Raw genomic sequence first — 20511 nt, 5'->3', positions numbered from 1 at the left:
TATCACAACTTCTTTGTTATTCAAAATTTAGAAAAAATTCATCACTTTTATCTTTTAAGACGTATTAATAAATTGGGATGTATCACATTAAACACAATCTTGGAGCTTTTGTGGAGAAGATTATGTCTCACACTGCTGAGTACTACATTAACAACAATATAGCTTACTTCAAAAAGTCTCATCCAGAATATATTCATGTATCAAAAAAATCAATGAAACACACTAATTTATTTGATGTATCAGAACATACATACTCAATGAAAGTGTGTTCTAAAGGAGACTTAGACTTCTATGGAGTATACAAGGGTAGGTATTTTTCCATAGAACTAAAAGAAACTAAAAAAGAAATATTCACTCTTTCTTTGCTAAAACAACATCAATTAGAAAAACTAGAAAAAATTAACTCCTGTGGGGGTGTCTCTTTACTTTTAATTCACTTTTTTCTACAAAATTCTCACTTTGTCTTAATAAGTTACACAGAGCTTTTAAAGTTGTTGAAGCTCAACAAATCTAAAAGATTTTCTTTGTCTGATTTAAGAAAAATAAAAAGTTATGAGTTAAAAATAATATTTCCCAGTATTTTTAACTTAAAAGAAACATTAGATCAAATTTTGTTAGACAACTAAATATTTTTTGGAGAAATTATTTTTAAGTTTTCAAATAATTTCAAAAGACTCACATTTAACTTAATTCTAGACTCTAAATCGGCTCTATCCTTATATATTCCATTTCTTTCTCTTTCTTCCTCTAATTGAGCGGCTGTTATTGCACCCAATCCGAGAATAGCTGAAAAAGGTATTAGTATAGTTTTGTTAACTCTGTCAGGCTTAAAAGTTGAAGCTAAAGATTCATTTAGCTCAACCATTCTAAAACTAATTCCCCTGCAAATCATTTCTAAAGCCACTTCATAAATCATTACTAGGTATTTGGATTTCTCTGCATTTTCCCTACTTGCCTTATTTTTGACTATTATTTTGTATTCTTGATGTTTTCTCTTAATCTCTAATAAATCATTAGTGATTAGAGTCTCTATATCAAAATGTTTGTTAGTGATTGTGAAATAAGCTGCATAGAATTCCACGGGGTAATACAACTTAAAGAAAGCTATTTTTCAACACATCAAAACATATGCAGTTGCGTGTGCCTTTGGAAAGATATAGGTTATCTTGTTTGCACAAGCTATATATCACTCTGGAACTTCAACTTCTTTTAGAGTTGGAAGATCCTCTGCGGGAATTCCCCTTCCACTTCTAACACTTTCTGCTATTTTGAAAGCCTTATCAATTCCTATTTTTTTCTCCAATAAATAGTTCATAATATCGTCTCTACATGTAATAACCTCACTCAGTGTTAGTCCATGATCAGAAATTAGTCTATCTATATTACCTTTCCAAACATTTTTTCCGTGGCTAATTCCAGATATTCTGATCAAATCTGAGAAATGACAAATCTTATTTTTGCAAGATTTAACTATTTCTCTAGTTTTTTCTGTTCCAAATTCTGGTAGACCTAAAGTTCCAACTGTTTCTCCAAGAATTTCTAATTTTTCTTGTGGTATTTCAAGAATTGAAATATCACTAAACATTTGCAAAATCTTTTTATCTCTATAGCTAATGGTCTCTAAGTTCAAATTTGTGAACTTAGAGAGTAAGGCGAGTATAGTTGGATCATCTTGACCCAAGATATCGAACTTAAATAATGAATCTTTTAGTGCATCTTTTTCAAAGTGAGTAGTCAATCACTCAGTTTCAGTGTCATTTGCTGGATAGTTAACTGGAGTATATTTGTAGATTGAATCACCTTTAGGAATAACTATTATTCCACCTGGGTGTTGCCCTGTTGTTCTTTTTATGTCAGTTAAGTTACAGGAAAGTCAATGTAACTTTCCCTTATTGAATTCAATCTCGTTATCTACTAAATAATTTCTAGCTAATGCGAAGGCTGTTTTTTCCGCAACAGCTGAAATAGTACCAGCTCTAAATGTATGTTCTCTCCCAAACAATTCTCTTAGGAAATTGTGGGCTTTTTGTTGATATTGACCTGAGAAGTTTAAGTCAATATCTGGAACTTTTTTTCTTTCTAGTCCTAAAAAGGTTTCAAAGGGGATATTTTGACCATCTGTTTGTAACTCTATGTGGCAATTAGGACACTGTTTAATTTCAAGATCAAACCCAGATTCCTTAGTGTTTTCATTTATTGCGAAGTGAGAGCATTTACTACAAAAATAATGAGGTGGTAGAGGATTAACTTCACTTATTTCAAGAATATAAGCCAAAAAAGAGGATCCAACTGAACCTCTTGAACCTACTAAGAATCCTTCGGCCTTAGATCTCTTAACTAATAGATGGGCACATCAATAAACAGTTTCAAATTTATTTTCTTGAATTCCAATTAACTCCCTATTAAGGGTAGTCAGCAAGTAAATATTTGGTTTACTTCCATATTTAACTTCCAGTTTTTTGTTGACATATTCCTTGATATTTTCAAATGCTCCAGCAATTTTTGGAAGAGAAAGAGAAGAATTATTAATTTTGATATTTGAAGAAATAAATTCAACTATCTCTTCTCTGTATTTGAAAAATAATTCTTGAATTTCCGATTCTGAAAGTTTTAAAAAGTCAAACTCTTTAATAAACCTCTCAGTAGTTCTTAGTGAAAAATCTGGTAAGACATCATTACTTGATTTTGCAGAAAATAACGGATGTCTCTTCCCACCAATACTTTTTGCGTGAACTAAAACTTTGTATTGTTCTATTTCTTCATATCACTTAAATTTCAAACAGTAATTTGCTAGTAATTTGAAATTGCATTCCTTAGATCATCTATAAAACTTACTCAATAATTCTTGGATTTCTTCTAGAGAATATCTTCCCCTATTAATTTCATGTGCAAAATGAGAAGGAGGGGGAAGACTTAAATAATCTAATTTACTTCCTTCCTCTTGGAAGAGTTCAAAGTCATCTTTAAATAGTGCATTTAAAACAGTGCTATTTGTAGGGGAAGAGAGCAATATCAAATTGCTTCTCTTTGATTGGATAACTTCTCAATTTAATTGAGGCTTATCGATAAAAAAATCTATATGTGCTTTAGAAATTAATTCATATAAATCTCTAACTCCTTCTTGATTTTTAGCGAAAAAAATTACATTTGATCCAAAATAATTTCTCAATATTTTCTTTTGGTCAAAGAAAGTATTGATACTTTCTAGTTGTTCATATGTGTATGGATCTATAGATAATTGACTTAGTTGTTTTTCTCATAATTTTCACAGTCTAACTAGACAAAGTGTGTCATATTCTGCAGATTGCATATCTCTTTCAACTGCATTTATGGACATTTTTTTAGATAGTGCAAAAAGAGAATAAGACTTAGATTTCTTTTCCCCCTCTAAAGCTTTCGCTAATAGAATAGTGTCTAAGAGTGGGGCTTGAATGGGCTTTAGTCCAGCCTTTTTGTATTGTGCATTTAAAAAAGGCAAGTCAAAATCTAGTCCATTGTGTGCCATCAAAACAGTTCCTGCAACATATTCTTTGACTTCCTTCAGAACTTCTATTTTGTTTCTTCCCAACATATCAAGTTTTTCGGGTGTGATGTTTGTTAGTTTTATAACTTCACTACTTATCTCCCTATCACACTTTAGATAGCTGTGGTAATTGTCTATTGCAACTCCCCCACTATATTTGACTATGTAAATTTCCATTATTTCATCAAATAATGGATTCAATCCTGTAGTTTCTAGGTCAAAAATAGAAAAAACAATAGATTTATCCGGATCTAATAAGTGAAGATTGGAGACAATCTTTACATTCTCCGGAATAACTTCTATTTCAGAACCATATAAGGGTTTAAGTCCATGTTTTTTTACATTTTTTTCCGCTTCAGGAAAAACATGGACATTATTAAAGTCTGTGAATGCAATCACTTCATGTCCCAAATCTTTAACCATCTCCGCTCACTGTCCGGAGCTAAATAGTCCATCAAAACTGGAATATTTTGTATATACATTCAAAGAAAAAGCTTTTTTGGGAGAATCATCTTTTAAAACTAAACCGTTGGGGTAATCAACTAGTGAACAACCTAACAACCAACCATCATAATTGGTCATCATTCTTGATCCAGAGGAAGAAGTATTATTCAACTGAAATTCCATTTCATATCAACTTTCCACTTTCAGTATCTTTATATATTGTTCCCTCTTATCTGCGGGAACAAATCTTCCCAAGACTAAGAGATAGTGTTCTGAAAAATTAGTAATTCCAACTCTGTACATTTTTTGATTTCTATAACCATAGCCATCAACTTCTTCGAAAGAATAAAGCTTAAAAATACCTTTTACCTTAGAATCCAAAGTTCTTATGGAACTCGAAATAATAGAGTCTTTTTTAGTTATTGATGACTTATTTTCGCTAAATAATTCCTCAGAAATAACAACTTCTGATGGAATTGTTGAAGTATTAGAGGAAATATTTTCTAACTTTGCGATTGATAAGTGGATTTGTTTTTGTTCAAATATGTACTCTAAAAAGCTTTGTAGATTAGAGAGATGTTTTTGAAAATAGTTTTCTTGAGCAACATTAAGTGATTTCAAAATAATTTGGGGAAATTCAAAACATATATTTGCCTCCTTAAAGTTTGATAGAAAAGCTTGTAGTTTTTCTTCTTCGAGTGGAGCGAAATTCTCAAATCAACTTAATAAAAGTCGATGAAAAGATATTGAGTTGTATAGATATTTTTGCCTAACAACTATAGAACAAGTCCTAGAAAAAAAATTAAAGAACTTAAATAGTTCTTGTGGTTTTGGCTCTTTGAAATATTCAACTATTAAAAAGAAATGGTCTCTATTGGGTGAAAACTCCCAATTAAGACTGGATCTATCTAATAGCTCCTGAAACTCGTCATCATTAAATAGTTCTAACTCCTCAATTAACAGTCATTTGAACTTATCCATTACTACGTTTTTTCTAACTAAAAATTTAGAAAATTAAGTCCTAAACCACGTGCCGAAAAAAGACGCTTTAAAATTAAGAATAGTCGAAGGCAGGATTATCTGATAATTTTGGAGGGGGGGCTATTTATTTTTAAAAAAGGTTCTTAAAAACTCATGGGTTTCAAAGGTAAACCCGTTTTAAGAGCCTTTCAAAGATCTTGTATTAACTTTGTTTGTTTTTTGTATTCCAGAAGAGATGGAGTGCAAGAGGGGATGGAAAAGCTTTTGAATTGTTGAATTTATGAAATGATTGCTTTTTTTGCATTAATTGGTGGTTTTGTTGCACTAGGTGTTCTTAGTGATTGAACAACTGCCGGTTTTCTTTGGATAGGTCCTCTGATTTTCTCATTTGTTTTAAATGTCTTTTTAGTTTTCAATTATCTTTCAGTTATTAAAAGATCGACAAGTGAAGAAAGAGAACTTTACTTTCCTGAAGGAATTAGTAATTTACTAAAAATAAATGCTCTCATTGGATTCTTCCTTCCTTATGGTATCTATGCAAAGGGAATGCTGTTTAAACATTTTTATATTCTTTATAAGAAAGACAAGCTTCCTTGGGCTAGCCCTAAAGATACTTCTAAGGAAAGAAGAAAGAAATTTAGACAAGCAAGAATTGCGAAAAGAAGAGCTTTGGATCGTGTTTTAGATGAAGGGTTAATAAAGAGCTGAAGAGCAAGTAAATCTAAAGTTTCTAGTGACTCGCCTCAAGAAACAACATAAACCTTATTTAATTTAGTTTTTTTAAGGAAAAAAGAAATATAGAATAGATTTTTTCCTTAAAGGTCATTTCCTCTTCTATTAATAAATCTCACTCACAAGTTTCAGATCATTTTTTAATTTGATTTGGATGAGCATGTGGCAAACAACATAACCAAAGTTTTTTATTTTTTCAAAGATCTGGTAATCCATTCAAAATAGAAATAATCTTTTTTGAGCCCAATCCAGCCAAAACAATAATTATTTCTCTGTAATCTTTAATGCCTTCGAGTGGAATGTCCTGAAACCCATCAGAGAAAATGAATTTTGCTTGGGAATCTAAATTTTTCTTTAAATAAATCTCTTTAGAATCTTTCAATGAAACTTTGCTTAACTCCACATTTCAAACTTCTTTAACCATGTCTCTTTTTAACAACTCTATTCCAAGAAAACCTAAATCTGAACCAATATCAACTAACAGGAAGTCGTGCTTGATAGGAAGAATAGCAGAGATAAACTCTGCTATCTTTTTTATTCTTATATCAAAGTTATTTAACTAGCTATATCTCTTATATCACTCTGTAGCAGAAACTTCATTAAGCTCCAGATTTAATTCAGATCTTTGAGGATATCTTTTATATATAGTCTTGTATTTTCCCTGCGATTCTAAAAATGGTAAAGGAACAAACTCAGGAAAAAAGTTAACTATTGGAAGTCCTCTACTTTTCTCCACAACTTCAATAGTAGAGCCCACAGGAACTATATAGGAAGGTATATCCACCTTTTTTCCATTTAAAAGAATGTGTCCGTGTGAAACCAATTGTCTGGCACCTCTTCTAGTGTTCGCGAAACCAGATCTAAATACTAAATTGTCTAACTTACTTTCCAAAAGCAAAAGAAAATTGAATGCCAAAGCCCCTTTCATATTTTTGGCAATGTTGAAAAATCTTCTCATTTGTTTCTCTCTAAGTCCGTAAAGTAAAGCGAACTTTTGCTTCTCTTTAAGTTGCTCCCCGTACAAGCTTTGCTTTTTAAATTTAGAAGTTCCATGTTGCCCGGGAGGATAATCTCTTTGTTTTCCCTTGCTAAACTCTCTACCATCCTCATAAAAAGAAAAACCATATTGTCTGGCTTTTCTATATAAAGGTCCTAAATATCTAGACATATAAAAACTATTTAATCTTTCCTTGTTTTCTTCAAGTCCTTACAGTCTTAACAGATGTCCTGATTCTAACTTTCTCTCCAGTCCTAGCATCAACTAATTGAAACTTCTGAATATTTAAGTTTCAAGCTCTTTTTGTAGCATTCATAGCTTTAGATCTATTATTCCCAGTCTTTGCACATCTATTGGTAACTCTATCTAATCTATTTCCCATTAGATATTACCTCTAGATTCTTTAATCTCTGCAATTAATTTTCTTCTAGCTTCTAATCTTCTATCTAATTCCTCAAAATTCAAATCTATCATATCAGAGGTATCTGCAAATATCTTATTTAATTCATCTTCTTCCTTCTCTAGATATTTTCTCAAATCATTTAAATTCTCTTTCATTTCTGAGAATAATAATTCTCTTCTATTTCTTTCCATTTCACATGCTTCTCGGTAATTTCCAGAAACTTTTTGAAGTGTTTGAATTTCCTTTTCGAGCGATTGTAGACCTTCTTTAATTTCTGTGATATCTACCTTCTTCTTTTCTTCCCTATATTTTTTCAGATTTAGTTTGGATCAATCATCTAATTTAGGAATTAAACCTTTCTTAGGCTGAGCCCTGAAAGAAGTATGTCCTTCATCTAAAGCCTCTAGAATTGAAAGATAATCTTCGTCTTCCAAATCATACAAGTCTGTTTCTTCCGCCTTAAAAGATGAAAGTGGACAAGAATCAACTAAGCTAAGTTTTTCACTAGTCTTAACAAAATAGTCAAACTCGCTTAGCTTTTCCACTATAGAAGGATCTTCAAGTTTACCTTTATCTGTTATGTTTATCTGATCTCCCCAAGGTTCAACTTCTTTTAGGGTAAATAATTTTTTAGACAAGTGAGTAAGCATATCTTTGAACTTATATCTAAGTTCAGAAGAAGTGAAATGCATTTCTTTTCAGTTATGGAAACTAGCTTTTTCAAATGCTTTCAATTTCTTGTATCTCTCTTCTTCATCAACCTCTTGAGGGAAATCTTTCTCGATAGTCAGAGTTTTAAATTTGTAGTTTTTTGCTTCCAATCTTTTATACAAATCGTCTTGTGCTTTTTGAATAAGTTCTTCCAATTTTTCTTTCTCCTTTTCGTTAGATTCCTTTGCAATTTTTTCTCTTAACTTATGTTCCTGAATTGGAGTTAATTTAGTTCAAACTTGGTCAATAACTAAGAATTCATCATCATTAAGTAATCTAGGAGAGAGTCCAATTAGCTCATTAACTTTGGGCTTAGTGTATTTGAAATTTGGTCTGTAATAAATAAGTTTTTGCATCTCTGGAGAAAGGTTAAATAAAGATTTATCCATCTTAGGTAAATATTTGTGATAATTCTCTGAAGGTTTTGGAGTTTCAAGAAAATATCCCAAAGTTTTGAATTCATCCACCATTTCTTGATAAACTCTTTCTCACTCTTTTTTTCTAGCTCTCGATTCTTCTAATAAATTGTCTTGGTTTAGATACATATTTTTTAATTCCAAGACAATAATTTCAGAAAACTCTTTTATTAACTCTTTTTTTCTTGCCAGTATTCTTTCTATATGGCCTATTCCCTCATTAGTCCAGTCTTCTCAGACTTGGTTAATTGAGCTGTGTATAAGACTTAAATGTCCTGAATAAATATCACTTATTTCTTTTTGAAACTCTAGAATTTGCTCTCTAATAGCAGTAATGAAGGAATTGTATTTTTGTTCAATTAATTCTGCCTTTAGCTTTAAGCCATAGATCTCCCCTCTATATTCTTCAATTTTTTTTCTATGAGCAGCTTTTTGACTTCTAAGATGTTGAGATTGTTCTTCAAAGTCAGGATAATAGTCTAGTTGTTGAAGTCTATCTAGATAGTTGGATAGTTTGAATTTTTCTTCTTCAATTTCCTTTTGAATAGTATTTTTTGTTAATTCAAGGGCACCTTGAATTTCCAATCTCTTTAACTCTTCAGCTCTATTTCTTTGGTCGATTGATTTTTGTTGAGCAAAAACTAACTTAGATAAACTATCATCCTTTTCTAAAAACTCCAATTTCATCTCAGCTTTTCTTGCTTGATGAAGAGCGCTCAATCTTTCAAAAAGAAGTCTCTCGACTTCTTGTTGATAAAAAACTATTTCATTGATCTGTTCATTAAGGTCTAAGAAGGCATCACATACTAAAGAGTCATATTTAGTTAGTATTGAATTAGATCCAAAAATGGAAAGATAGAAGTTAGGGGAAAATTCTGGATGTTTTTCGGAATATTGTTTAAGTTTGTCTGAGTAGTTACGTAAAACCTTAAAGGTATTTTCTATTTCTTCCAGTAACTTTTTTTTCTCTCTCATTGATTGGAGGTATAGGAGATCTGTATCAGGATATTTTCCTTGTTTCAGGAGATTCTCGCGCAAAACATTTAATTGAGAAGTTAATTGTTCATTTTTGGATTGAAGACCTTCTAGCTTATTGTCAAGTATTTCCTTAAATGAATTGGATTTAGAATCGTAACTATTTAAAGTTGTTTTTTGTTGAATTTGCAGTCATATGTGTTTTGGTGTGAACTCTTGAGAATTAATTAATTGTTCAATTTCATAAGCACTTAGAGAGCAATAAAAGTTCTTTAATTTGATTCAAAAGCCCTCTACATCTTGATATTGTGGAGAAATTAATGCTCAAAAATGGTAAGAGTTATTTAACTCTACGACTGATGAGATTGGAAAATTAGGGTTAAAATACCTAGCTCTCATTTTCTCCCTAGGGAGATTGGATATAAGCTCTTTATAACTATCCATTGGAGTTGGCAAGAGTTCAATAAGGTTGTCTCTCAATTTTTTTTGAATTTCATTTTCTGACTCTTCCTCTGATTCAAACAAGATTTCTTTGCCATCTGGTTTTTGATCTGAATCAGAAGAATCTCCAGCTCCAGAAAAGGATATATTCGAGAATAAATCCTCTGGAGACTCAAAGGGAGAGGAGAGATTAACTGATTCTTTTACTCCCCTTTCCTTTTTCTTTAAATGCTTTTGTACTTCAAGAGCAAATTCCTCATAGTCTTCTTGATATACATAAATTCCTTTGCCTTGTGAATCAGATAATTGATTTTCTGCAGACCAACTTAGATAAAAGAAATTTTTGATTTCTCTTTGCTCCTTGAAATTTAATTCTTTAAAAGAAAATAGATGAAAAAGTGCTGGAATGGAGTAATTTCAAGTTAAATTAGTTGAATCTTTAGATTTTTTAAAAGCTTTTTCTTTGTCTACAACTTTTTGTTTTAGAGTTTCTTCTAAATAAATAATCTTTACAACTTTCTTAACTTCTGAAAGTTTGTTTAATTGGGAAAATGCTTTTGAAACAATTGACCTATGACAAAGAATAAAACATTCATTGTCTAGTTGTTTTAATAAATACTTTCTACTTTTGTGAGTTAAAGAATATTTGAAGTCAGGAAAATTTTTGTCTTTTAATGGAGAAAAGAGCTTTAAATTTATTCAACGATCTACTAATTTTTGAGATAGTTGAAAGACAGATTCTTTCGGGCTAGACTCTAAAACTGATAATGCAGATTCAATTACGTATAGATCTTTCTTGTTCACCAAAACCCTAATTTATCCCTAAAAGGCTAAGAAATATATTAAAAAACTAATCTTACTCCTCGTAATAGAGGGTAAGACTTTACCAGAAGAGATAAAGACTAAATGAATTTAGAAATTAAGACTTTGATTTCTTTTTGTTTTCTTTCTTTTCATCGTCAACTAATTCTTCTGGCTTAATGGAGTGAATCTTAGAAGGGTCTTCTCTGGAGGGATCAAATATTTTGTCTGTTTCAATAGCACTCTTGTCAAAAACTGTCTTGTCTTCTTCAATTTTTGCTTTTTCTCCCCCCGCAAAAGGCTTCACTTGAGAAGGTTGGATAGACTCCTTCTTATTTACTACCTTTGATGCTGGCTTTGCCCCTTGAGCTCTATTAACTGTTGCTGTTCTTATAGTTCTTTGGCTATCTGGTCTTGCAACAAAAACTCTTGCATTTTCAGATACAGGTTGTGATCTCAAAGGTGGCTTCTTTGGTTGAACCTTAGGAGTTCTTGGGTCTTGAGTTGGAAACTTAATGAAAGTTTCATCTGAATCTTCAACTTCACCAATTATCTTGCAAGAACTATCCTTTTCGCAAGAGAAAAGACTACCCCACTTCCAATTAGCATGAATATCCATCACATTTTTGATAATGCACGTCAAAAAGTAAACAGAAGATATGGCTGGTAAAGCTATCAAAGAGGCAAGCGAAATCCAGAACAACAAGAAAAGAATCAGCAAAAGAACAAACAACTTTTTCCAAGCGCCAAACTTTGACCACTTGGACTTCATTCTGTCCATAAAAGAACTCTTATTGAATTTCAACATAGTCGTTATATTAAATAATTAAAAACTCTTGCACGCTTCAATTTAACAATTTTATTGTCTGCTAATTAATCCAGAGATATTATTTACCAATTCTTCCTCGGTTTTGCTGGAAGGCAAAGACAAAGAATATTTTTGATTTAACTCCCTTTCCACCTGAGAAATAAAGGGAGGACTTAAGGCTAATTCAGAAAAAAATGAGTCTGGTAATTGAAACAATTCGCTTTTGTCTTTTAAGTGTGAAACGATCTTTCCATTCTTAAAAATAATTATTTCATCAGCTTGTAAAAGTTCCTCCATATCGTGTGTAATAGAAATAACTGTTTTTTTATAGTCTACAACTAATTTTTTCATTAGTTGAGTTATTTCTACTTTTTCTATTGGAGAGAGCATTGAACAAGATTCATCAAATAAGAATAAATCAGGGTTTAAAGCTAAAGTTGATGCAATGGTCACTTTTTGCTTTTCTCCCCCAGATAAATTTACAGGGGGCTTATCCCTTAAATTGTGTAACTCCAAAGCATCTATGAGATGTTCAATTATTTTTCTTATGAACAATGATGGAACTTTCTTGTTTTCAAGTCCAAAAGCTAATTCTTCCTCTATTGAGGAAGTAATGAATTGACTATCAGGATTCTGAAAAACTACTCCCAAAAAGGAAAAAATCTTTTGATAACTTATCTTCGAAATGGACTTATCAAATATTTTTATAGAGCCAGAGTCTGGCTTTAATAATCCTGTTAATAGTTTTGAAAAAGTTGATTTTCCAGAGCCATTATGACCTACTATGCAGTAGTATTTGGATTCTACAAGAGAAAGAGAGAGATCATGAATAAATTTTTGACTCTTCACATAAGAAAAAGACAATCTATCAACAACTAAGGCATATTTTGCCTTTTCTTCTTTCTCTAAACTCACTATTTATCAAATGGTGACTTAAAAGATACATCTACAGAAGGAACAGATGGCTCATCTCCTCGAGAATCTTTCTGTTTCTTTGCTTCTCCCAACTTTAACCTCAAATACCTAATCACATAGATAATTGCAACAAGCAAGGCAAGTCCAACAGCTACTCAAATCTGACCTTGAACTGCTAGTGCTATGAAAACAATTATCAAAAAAATTCACAGTACTATTGAAAATATTTTTTTAACCATAAATCTCAGAAACTTAAATAAATATATTCCAATAGTCTTCGCACTTCAGTTAATGGCCATGTTTAGTAAAAGACTTTTTGTTAATTAAGTGACTACCAATAGTAACGGATCTAAGGGGCCAAAAGCGGATAAATATGAATGAGAAAAAACGAAGTAATAGCAAATAGATATAAATAAAATTGCCCCGCCAAATATACCTAAACTAAATTGGTTTATTGGGTAAGTTCTATAGCTGGTTCTACCAGATTTAGGTAAATAGGCTCTAGAAATCATAGCATTTGACAACTCCCTAGATTTAATCATTGAAATAATGAATAGGGGAATAAATAAAGAGAGGAAGGCTGAAGCCTTATCTCTAATTCTCCCATTTTTAAAGTCAATTCCCCTACTAGATTGAGCTTTCACTATTCTTAGAGTTTCTGTTAATAATGAAGGAATAAATCTAATTGCCAAAGAAATAACCAAGGTTATTTCCTTAACGGGAACCCTTAAAACTTTAAATGGTCTTATTAATTGACCTATTGCATAAGTGAATGAAGTCAAATCAGTAGTGTATCTTAATGCACTTGACAATGCAATAATCATTACTAACTTATTAGACATATTGAATGCAAAAAGAAATTGAAAGAGAGTGATTGCATATCACTTAGGAATAAAACCTACTATTTTTTTGCCTTGGGATCCAGTAACATAAAAGGTTTTAAGACCCTTTAAATTTTTGGAAATATTGCAACAAGTTATTCCTTCGGTATTCTTGCAACATTCTTTGCTTGGTTCTTTGCCAGTGCATTCACAAGCTTTTTTTAAAGCTTCTACAGAATCTGCAGCAAAAACATTGAAAGATCCTGTGGCATTTTTGGTACATTTTTCACAACAATCTCCCCCAGAACAATGTTTCACATAATCCCCGCCTAAATGTCACCCTACTTGAATGTCAGAAGTTCCATTTCCATTAGAAGTGGTTACTCCCCTAAAACTAAATGGAGATATAGAAGTTAAATCCAAATAATTAGAACTCAAATAATTCTTGTCTCAGAATCCTGGATTTTTGTTAAATATTCAGTTAACTGTGAACAAAAAAACATATATTCCTAAATACAAACAAAGTAATTTTTTATACAGGAATGCAAAGCTTCCTGAAACATAAAGAATTACTAGAACAAAAACAAATAATAGTAAGTGAAGTAAAAGTCCAATTTTCGAAAAAATTAAAAAAGTTAAGAGTATAAAGACAATTAACTTTAGTAACGGATGTATTGAGTGTGCAGAATTCCCTACTAACCCACCCAGATTTTTAGTCTCTGGGTGCCTATTAACTAAAATTTCTAACTACATTATTTATAGATTCAGCTAATTGAGAAATATTTTTAGGTTGATATTCTCATAATTTTTCAAAACAACTATTAAAGGAAGATAGTTTTTCAATAAAACTAACTACCTTTGGCTTGATTAATTCTTTGGGACATTCCCTAAAAAATAAATAGGTTGGTTTAGATGCTTGTAATCTTCCAGAATTCAGAAAAAGAATTTGATCAGTACTTTCAAAAATGAAATCCATATTGCTAGAGACGAGAATAATAGTAACTCCCTTGTTGTTTAATTCTCTAACTAGTTCTATAACTTGCTCAGTAGATTGTGGATCTAAGCCTAAAGTAGGTTCATCAAAAACTATTACTTTAGGCTCTAATATCAAAATCCCAGCTAAAGTAACTTTTCTCTTTTGGCCCCCAGATAATTTAAAGGGAGAAGAGTTAACTAGTTCTAATGGAAAAGAAAGTTCCGAAAGTATCTCTTTGGCCTTCTCTTCTCACTCAGGCAACTCATCTTTCGGCAAATTAAAGAGAATCTTTGGTCCAAATATTATGTCCTGAAGAACAGTTTCCTTAAATAATTGATATTCTGGTTGCTGAAAAACTATTCCAACTTCTCTTCTAATAGATTTATAGTTTTTTAGCTTTGAATTAAAAAATAGAATTTGTTCCCCATTTGCATAATAGATATTGGCTGTCTCAGATCTATGTAAGCCATTTAAGTGTTCGCAAAAAACACTTTTCCCTGAACCGCTAGGACCAACAATTCCATAAACTTGACCTTTCTGAAATTTAAAGGAAAGAGAGTTTAAAACTTTCTGTCCTTTAAAAGTTGAGCTTAAATTATATACCTCTAAAGCGTTTTTGGGATCGATCTTATGACTTAGTGCAATTTTTTTTTATATCTATATTCAGATAATTTATCTTTGTTGAATCAAATAGATATCTTTTCTATTCTTCTCAAGGGGGAGGCTAATTTTATTTTTTGATTTTAGAGAATATTTAGCTTACAAGAGAATTAGACTCTGAGATTCATTAGAAAGATTATTTAATACACTTATTTCTTCATTCTTTGAATTAAGAAAATCTAATTCTCTTAAAAAGTTGGAGACTCTTGGAACTTTTTCTTTAAAGCTGTTTAATCCAGCTCTACTAGGTAGTGATTTATTGCTTATATATAAATCACTAACTATATACAACTCTTTTTTAGCTCTAGTAATTCCCACAAATAAGATTCTTCTCTCTTCCTCTATATCTTGCAATGTATTTGCATAATGTTTTGGGAATTTACCCTCAACTAAGTTGAGTATAAATACATAGTCAAATTCACATCCCTTTGCGCTGTGAACAGTCGAAAAATTCAAATATTGATCTTCTGTAACGTGACTCACAAAGTGTTTAACATAAGCCAGCAATAATTCAAATAATTCTCTCAAACAGAAAGTTGTTTGGCCACTATAGTAAGACATCACTCTATAGAAGTGAACAATATTTTTAATTGCTTGATATTTTTGATTGGAAATATATCTGGTCAATTTAGGATTTAGAGTCTTTTTGATTCACTCTTCCAAAGACTCTCGACTAACAATTATTGTTTGTCGAGATTCTTTTTGATCTTCTTTATATGAGCTTTGCCTATATTCAGATTTCAATAATTTTCAGAAATTCTTAATTTTCTTAATTCACTTTTTGTCTTCTTCAGAAGTTCATCTATCTTCAAAATTGGAAGAAGTTAAAGAATTAAGACTACTAATCAAATCATTTGAATGATCCTCTATTTGTTCATAAAAATAATCTGGCATCTCTTCTCTCTGAAACCAAAATTCAACTATATATTTGATAGCAAAGGGATCAAATTTAAATTTCAGGGAAAGGAGGCAAACTAAAAAATAACTCTCATAATTTCAAGCTATATGTTTTGAAAAGTTAAAGTCCAAGAATTTAACTCCCTTAGATCAAAACTTTTTTCTAAGATTTTTGGTTTCTAAGTGAGTTCTTGAGATAATAGCTATTTGATTTAAGTTAACTCCTCTAGATTCCAAATTTCTAATAATTGAAAAGATTGTTTTGGTAACTCCTCCTTGCTTGTCATTCACTAATCATTGAATTTTGTCTCCTATCTCATTTTTAGTATGCATTTCATTCAAAATATCTTTTTGATTATTTTTTGAAATTAGTTTTTGAGATAGATCTAATATGTTCTGTGTAGATCTGTAATTTTGTGAGAGATTAAAGAATTTAGTAGTTAGATCTATATTGGTTTTGAAATATTTAAAAATCTCGGGATAAGCTCCTTGGAAACCATATATAGCTTGATTTGGATCTCCAACAAAAAAAATATTTTTCTTGGAGCCGGAAATCTGTGCAATAATCAAGAGTTGAAGAAAGTTCATATCTTGAAATTCATCAACTAATATCTTTTCAAATTGACCTTGAATGAATTTCTTCTTGGCTGGATTGTGATCCAAGATGTAATGGAAATAAATTATTAAATCATCAAAGTCAAACATTTCTTTTTTATCTAAGTATTCTTGATAAAGAAAAAAGGTATTTTTTAATACTTGAATAACTTTTCCCTTTTCAAAACTACTTATTTTTTCCGTCTTTTTGTTTAGCCTAGAAGAAAATCAATCATATTTAAAAACTTTCAGCTGAAAATCATTATTAAGATAGTTTTCTATCTTATTTCTGGAAATAGAATTTTCAGTCTCCTCTAAAACTATTTCGTAAATATATTCACTAAGTAAGGCGTTGTAGTCTTCCCCGAAAACTATATCTACTTGTTGTTTTACCTCTGACTCTAAAAAAAAATATCTTTCCCTTCCCTCAAATATTGAAAGTCTATTAATTTCTTTCTTAAGAAGTTTTGAAAGTTCCTTTTTTAATTCTGTTTCTAAAAACTTCTTACAAATAGAATGGAGTGTTCCGGCAAATTCAAACTCTCTTTTTGCCTTTACAAATCTATTAATTCTTTTTTTAATCTCAATAATCCCCCTGTTTGTGTAAGTTACCAATAATATTTTTCTAGGTTCAATTTTTTGAGAAAGGTAAAATCCAATTTTTTCAATAATTACAAAAGTTTTCCCTGAACCTGGTCCAGCTATTATCCCTACATTCTTGTTTTCATTAAACCTGATTACATTTAATTGTTGTTGGTTTGGAGTTTGTTGAGAAATTAAATTAAATGACACTATTAAAAATTTTCTTTTTTAATAGTTTTTCTTAAATGTTTTATCTAAATGAAAAAAACATTAAGGAATACACAGTGGTGGGTTATTTAGTCTCTGAAAAATTCAAAACTCAGATCAAGCCAAAACTTTTTAAACTAATCAGACCTACTTGAATTTATCAAAGTGGATTGAACCCTTTATTTTCAACTAGTGAGAAAATTGTTGATCCTCTGAACACTAAACTGGACTCCGAAGCTCTGCAAAAAATAACTAAATATTCCAGTTATTTAGGTAAATGAAGTGAATTCTTTCTAGAAAAATTAGTTGATCTTTGAAAGAAAAAGAAATACAAGAGTTGAGAAGAAATTGAAATAAAAGAAAACTGAGAAATAGTTAAAAAAGCTACCGAAGAGAGCAAAAAATATTTTAGTTCTAAAAAAAATAAATCATCAAATTGAATGTGATTTTGAGAATTAAGTAATCTCACTGAATACAAATATTCTTTCTTCTTTGAACAAGAAGAATTTAAGAATAATGAAGATTTTGAGTTATTCACAGAAATTATGAATCACTTTAAATCTTTTCTTCCGTATTTTGAAACTTGCATCAGTTGAAACAAATTTACCAAGTTACACAGACTTAAAAGTTATTTAGAACATAAGCAAGAATGTGAAATTACTAGATGAGAATTTGACTTTTTTGAACCAAAGAATCAGGAACTTATAGAGCTTAAATTTCACAAAAAAAGTTGAGATATCAACTGAATCTGACAAATTTTAATTTACTCTTATCTTCTTGATTTTTACTATGGAATGAGAGTAAAAAGAATAAGAATTATTAATACCTTTACTGGAGAGCAACTTTCTTTTTCCATCTCAGATCTATTTATAGAGGGGGGAGAAGAATATTTTTACAAGTTAATGAAACTTGAAATTTCTGATTATGAAAAACTTAAGTTTATGAACAGAATATTATCTTGTTTTAAGGAATGAAAAGAAGATTCAAATTTAAAAGAAATAATTTCCAATAATTTCTTTTGCGATATCAAAGATTTAAAAATAAATAAATATCACCAATTCATAACTGAATTAGACAAAAATAGACAACAATCTAATTTTTTATCCAATATTCACTCTCCCAAATGAGTTTGAGAAGAGTGGACTAAATTTTCAAATTAAAAGCATTAGAAAACTTCACATTCTTAGATTTTTGCGAATGTTGTTCCATTAAATTCTTAAGAATTTCCTCAGAAAACTGAACATTGTTGTCTTTGCATATTTTTCTAATAACTGGAAGCGGGGACCCTTCTCTTTCAACTAAAGTGAAAATTTGCTCTTCCAACTTTTCTTTATTGCTCGACAAAATATGGTTTATTTTTCCGTAGCAATTATTTAGTACTTTTTGGAAAGACAAGTTTTCCTTCAGAAATTCTGCAAGCATAGAAGAATATCTATCCTGAAGTTCTGGATAAAGTCCAGATAATACATTTAAAGTTTTTTGAATTAAAGTAGGGAGATGTTCTTCAAAATGCTTGACATCTAACAAAAAAAGAGCCACAAAAATTCTTCTCATTAATTTTCTAAGAACATAACCTCTTCCCTTTCCTGAAGGAGTTAATTCTTCTCCTAAGAGAATTATTGAAGTTCTCAAATGATCTGCAATTACTTGAAATTGAGCATCTTCTTCAGTCAATTTAGAGCTGTATTTTTTTAAAGAAATACTCTCAATCTCTTGTATTATTGGGTAAAACAAGGAGCTAAAGAAAACATTTTTTGAGTTTTCTAATATAGACACTACTCTCTCTAGTCCAGCTCCTGTGTCAATATTCTTATTTTTTAGCTCTATATAGTTTCCATTTTCGGCCCAATACTGACTAAAAACAATATTTCAAATTTCTATAAATCTCTCATTATCAATAGATTTTTCAAGTAACTCTAAGTACTTATTTTCTGGATCAAATTCTTGACCTCTGTCATAATAAATCTCTGTGCAAGGCCCGCAAGGACCGTCTCCTACCTCTCAAAAATTCTCTTTGTCCATTTTCAATATCTTGACTTCTTCCCCCAATAAATTTCTTCAAATAACTTCACTTTCAAGATCATCTTTATGAACAGTAATTACTAATTTACTTAGATCCAGCTTTAAAAATTGATCTAAGAACTCCACTGAATAACTAATTGCCTCTTTTTTGAAATAAGAACCCACTGAAAAATTACCCATCATCTCAAAATAAGTGCTGTGTCAGCCATCTTTCTCTATACTTTCTATATCTACAGTTCTTATTACTTTTTGAACGCTAGTGAAAGATTGGCAAACCCTTTCCTCCCCTTGAGAGATAAATTCTTTTTTTAGAACACAAAGTCCAGCATTCACAAATAAAGTAGATTTATCTTCTTTTGGGGGAATTACTGAGTGGGATGCTATTACCTTGTGGCCTCTAGATTCAAAAAAATGAATTCAACTATCTCTTAGACTTTTAGCTGTTAGTTTCAAATTTAAATGGATTTATGATAAGTTCCTGAACCTAAACATCTCTTCTTATCAATCGAATAAAAAACTACATATTGACCTGGAGTTGATGCACAACTAGGTTGGTGAGATAATCTAACTAAATGATTGTCAACATCTTCTATCTTTCCCTCCACAAAATTAGAAGTGTGTTTAAATTTGACAAAAATTTTTTCTCCTATTTTTGGAGAATCATAAATCCAATGTAAATTATTGACCAAACAACCTCTTTTAATTAAATATTTTTCTCTAACACTTTCTCTGCAAACTAACAGAGTAGAATCTCTCTCTTCCTTTCCACATACATAGTATTTTTCAGATTTTCCGGATACACAAGTTCCCTTCCTTTGATTAATTGAGTAATAGCATAACCCTTTGTGTTTCCCCAAAGACTCTGTTTTTTCAACATCTAATATTTGACCCTCTTTCCCTTGAACATATGAAGAGACAAAAGAAATAAATTCTCTCTTCCCTATAAAGCAAATTCCAGTACTACTCTTTTTGTCCCAATTGGGAAGTCCAATCTCTTTAGCTAATTCCCTAACTTCAGATTTACTTTCAAATTCACTTAAGGGGAAGACAATTTCCCTTAATTGATCTTGAGTTAATCTAGAAAGAAAATAAGTCTGATCTTTTTTAGTATTTTTACAAGTCTCTAAGTAGTATATTCCATTCTCCTCTGTAACATTGGAATAATGGCCTGTAGCCAATTTAACTTCCGATCCAAATTCCTTTTTAACGGTATCTAACAAGATTCCAAACTTAATTTTGGAATTGCAACTCAAATCTGGATTTCCAATTAAATTATTTTCAAAATCTGAAAGATAAGGTTTAAAGACGTCATCTCAATATTCTTTAGTAAAGTTGTAAAAATATAGTGGAATCTCTAAAAATTTTGCAACTTCTTTAGACATTAAGCTGTCTTTTTGTCCTTGACAATTTCCTTGATCTTCAAATTCATTAATTTGTCTATCTCAATTATTCATGTGAACTCCGAAAACTTCATAACCTTGTTGTTTTAATAAATAAGCTGCAACTGCAGAATCCACTCCCCCAGAAAGAGCGACAGCAACTTTTTTATGTTGTTCCATTATTTAAGTAATATAGGTTTATTTAACTAATTATTAAAAGCTTCTA

Annotated in this window: 16 protein-coding genes; 3 read left to right on the top strand and 13 right to left on the bottom strand. The window is 30.6% G+C overall.

Annotated features, from left to right (window positions below; all coding sequences use genetic code 4):
* The first annotated feature begins 77 nt into the window (after positions 1-77).
* Positions 78-626 carry a Holliday junction resolvase RecU gene (locus MR07_RS01370; RefSeq protein ID WP_043901166.1) on the top strand — a complete coding sequence of 183 codons (549 nt, stop codon included), beginning with the start codon at positions 78-80 and terminating at the stop codon, positions 624-626.
* Here MR07_RS01370 and MR07_RS01365 read toward each other — a convergent pair.
* Positions 623-4948 (bottom strand): PolC-type DNA polymerase III, encoded by a 4326-nt coding sequence (locus MR07_RS01365; RefSeq protein ID WP_024071080.1) that lies wholly within the window; start codon positions 4946-4948, stop codon positions 623-625. The two genes, MR07_RS01370 and MR07_RS01365, sit on opposite strands and share 4 nt — an antisense overlap.
* A 153-nt stretch (positions 4949-5101) precedes the next feature.
* Between MR07_RS01365 and MR07_RS01360 the strand changes: the two genes are divergently transcribed.
* On the top strand, positions 5102-5707 hold the full coding sequence (locus MR07_RS01360; RefSeq protein ID WP_024071079.1) for a hypothetical protein: 606 nt from the start codon (positions 5102-5104) through the stop codon (positions 5705-5707).
* Positions 5708-5714: 7 nt separating this feature from the next.
* On the opposite strand, the gene MR07_RS01355 is transcribed toward MR07_RS01360, so the two are convergent.
* The 10 genes from MR07_RS01355 to MR07_RS01310 form a co-directional block, all read right to left on the bottom strand.
* Positions 5715-6209, bottom strand: a complete 495-nt coding sequence (locus MR07_RS01355; RefSeq protein ID WP_268743534.1) for a tRNA (adenine(22)-N(1))-methyltransferase TrmK — start codon at positions 6207-6209, stop codon at positions 5715-5717.
* Positions 6210-6239: 30 nt separating this feature from the next.
* A complete protein-coding gene (gene rpsD / locus MR07_RS01350; RefSeq protein ID WP_024071076.1) occupies positions 6240-6848 on the bottom strand; it encodes a 30S ribosomal protein S4 in 609 nt (202 codons plus the stop codon).
* A gap of 7 nt (positions 6849-6855) precedes the next feature.
* Complete coding sequence (locus MR07_RS01345) at positions 6856-7059, bottom strand: large ribosomal subunit protein bL28 (RefSeq protein WP_024071075.1); 204 nt, start codon at positions 7057-7059, stop codon at positions 6856-6858.
* The gene (locus MR07_RS01340; RefSeq protein WP_075047535.1) at positions 7059-10427 is read right to left on the bottom strand and encodes a coiled-coil domain-containing protein; all 3369 of its coding nucleotides are present in this window, start codon (positions 10425-10427) and stop codon (positions 7059-7061) included. The genes MR07_RS01345 and MR07_RS01340 overlap by 1 nt, the downstream gene beginning before the upstream one ends.
* A gap of 115 nt (positions 10428-10542) precedes the next feature.
* A complete protein-coding gene (locus MR07_RS01335) occupies positions 10543-11127 on the bottom strand; it encodes a hypothetical protein (protein WP_144079548.1) in 585 nt (194 codons plus the stop codon).
* Positions 11128-11283: 156 nt separating this feature from the next.
* A complete protein-coding gene (locus MR07_RS01330) occupies positions 11284-12147 on the bottom strand; it encodes an ATP-binding cassette domain-containing protein (protein ID WP_235062738.1) in 864 nt (287 codons plus the stop codon).
* Complete coding sequence (locus tag MR07_RS01325; RefSeq protein ID WP_024071071.1) at positions 12147-12446, bottom strand: hypothetical protein; 300 nt, start codon at positions 12444-12446, stop codon at positions 12147-12149. Before MR07_RS01325 ends, MR07_RS01330 begins: the two co-directional genes overlap by 1 nt.
* 24 nt (positions 12447-12470) lie before the next feature.
* The gene (locus MR07_RS01320; protein WP_235062737.1) at positions 12471-13487 is read right to left on the bottom strand and encodes an energy-coupling factor transporter transmembrane component T family protein; all 1017 of its coding nucleotides are present in this window, start codon (positions 13485-13487) and stop codon (positions 12471-12473) included.
* A gap of 211 nt (positions 13488-13698) precedes the next feature.
* The gene (locus tag MR07_RS01315) at positions 13699-14463 is read right to left on the bottom strand and encodes an ATP-binding cassette domain-containing protein (RefSeq protein WP_235062747.1); all 765 of its coding nucleotides are present in this window, start codon (positions 14461-14463) and stop codon (positions 13699-13701) included.
* Between the two features lie 240 nt (positions 14464-14703).
* Complete coding sequence (locus MR07_RS01310) at positions 14704-16887, bottom strand: ATP-dependent helicase (protein WP_024071067.1); 2184 nt, start codon at positions 16885-16887, stop codon at positions 14704-14706.
* Positions 16888-16922: 35 nt separating this feature from the next.
* On the opposite strand from MR07_RS01310, the gene MR07_RS01305 reads away from it, so the two are divergent.
* A complete protein-coding gene (locus MR07_RS01305) occupies positions 16923-18044 on the top strand; it encodes a hypothetical protein (RefSeq protein WP_024071066.1) in 1122 nt (373 codons plus the stop codon).
* Here MR07_RS01305 and MR07_RS01300 read toward each other — a convergent pair.
* Both MR07_RS01300 and mnmA read right to left on the bottom strand, forming a co-directional pair.
* Positions 18028-19359 carry an alanine--tRNA ligase-related protein gene (locus MR07_RS01300; RefSeq protein ID WP_024071065.1) on the bottom strand — a complete coding sequence of 444 codons (1332 nt, stop codon included), beginning with the start codon at positions 19357-19359 and terminating at the stop codon, positions 18028-18030. The two genes, MR07_RS01305 and MR07_RS01300, sit on opposite strands and share 17 nt — an antisense overlap.
* A gap of 2 nt (positions 19360-19361) precedes the next feature.
* Positions 19362-20465 carry a tRNA 2-thiouridine(34) synthase MnmA gene (gene mnmA / locus MR07_RS01295; RefSeq protein ID WP_024071064.1) on the bottom strand — a complete coding sequence of 368 codons (1104 nt, stop codon included), beginning with the start codon at positions 20463-20465 and terminating at the stop codon, positions 19362-19364.
* Positions 20466-20511: the final 46 nt, after the last annotated feature.

It is taken from the genome of Mycoplasma ovis str. Michigan (assembly GCF_000508245.1).
GTDB lineage: Bacteria > Bacillota_I > Bacilli_A > Mycoplasmatales > Mycoplasmoidaceae > Eperythrozoon_A > Eperythrozoon_A ovis.
This window is presented reverse-complemented; position numbering and strand designations above follow the sequence as displayed.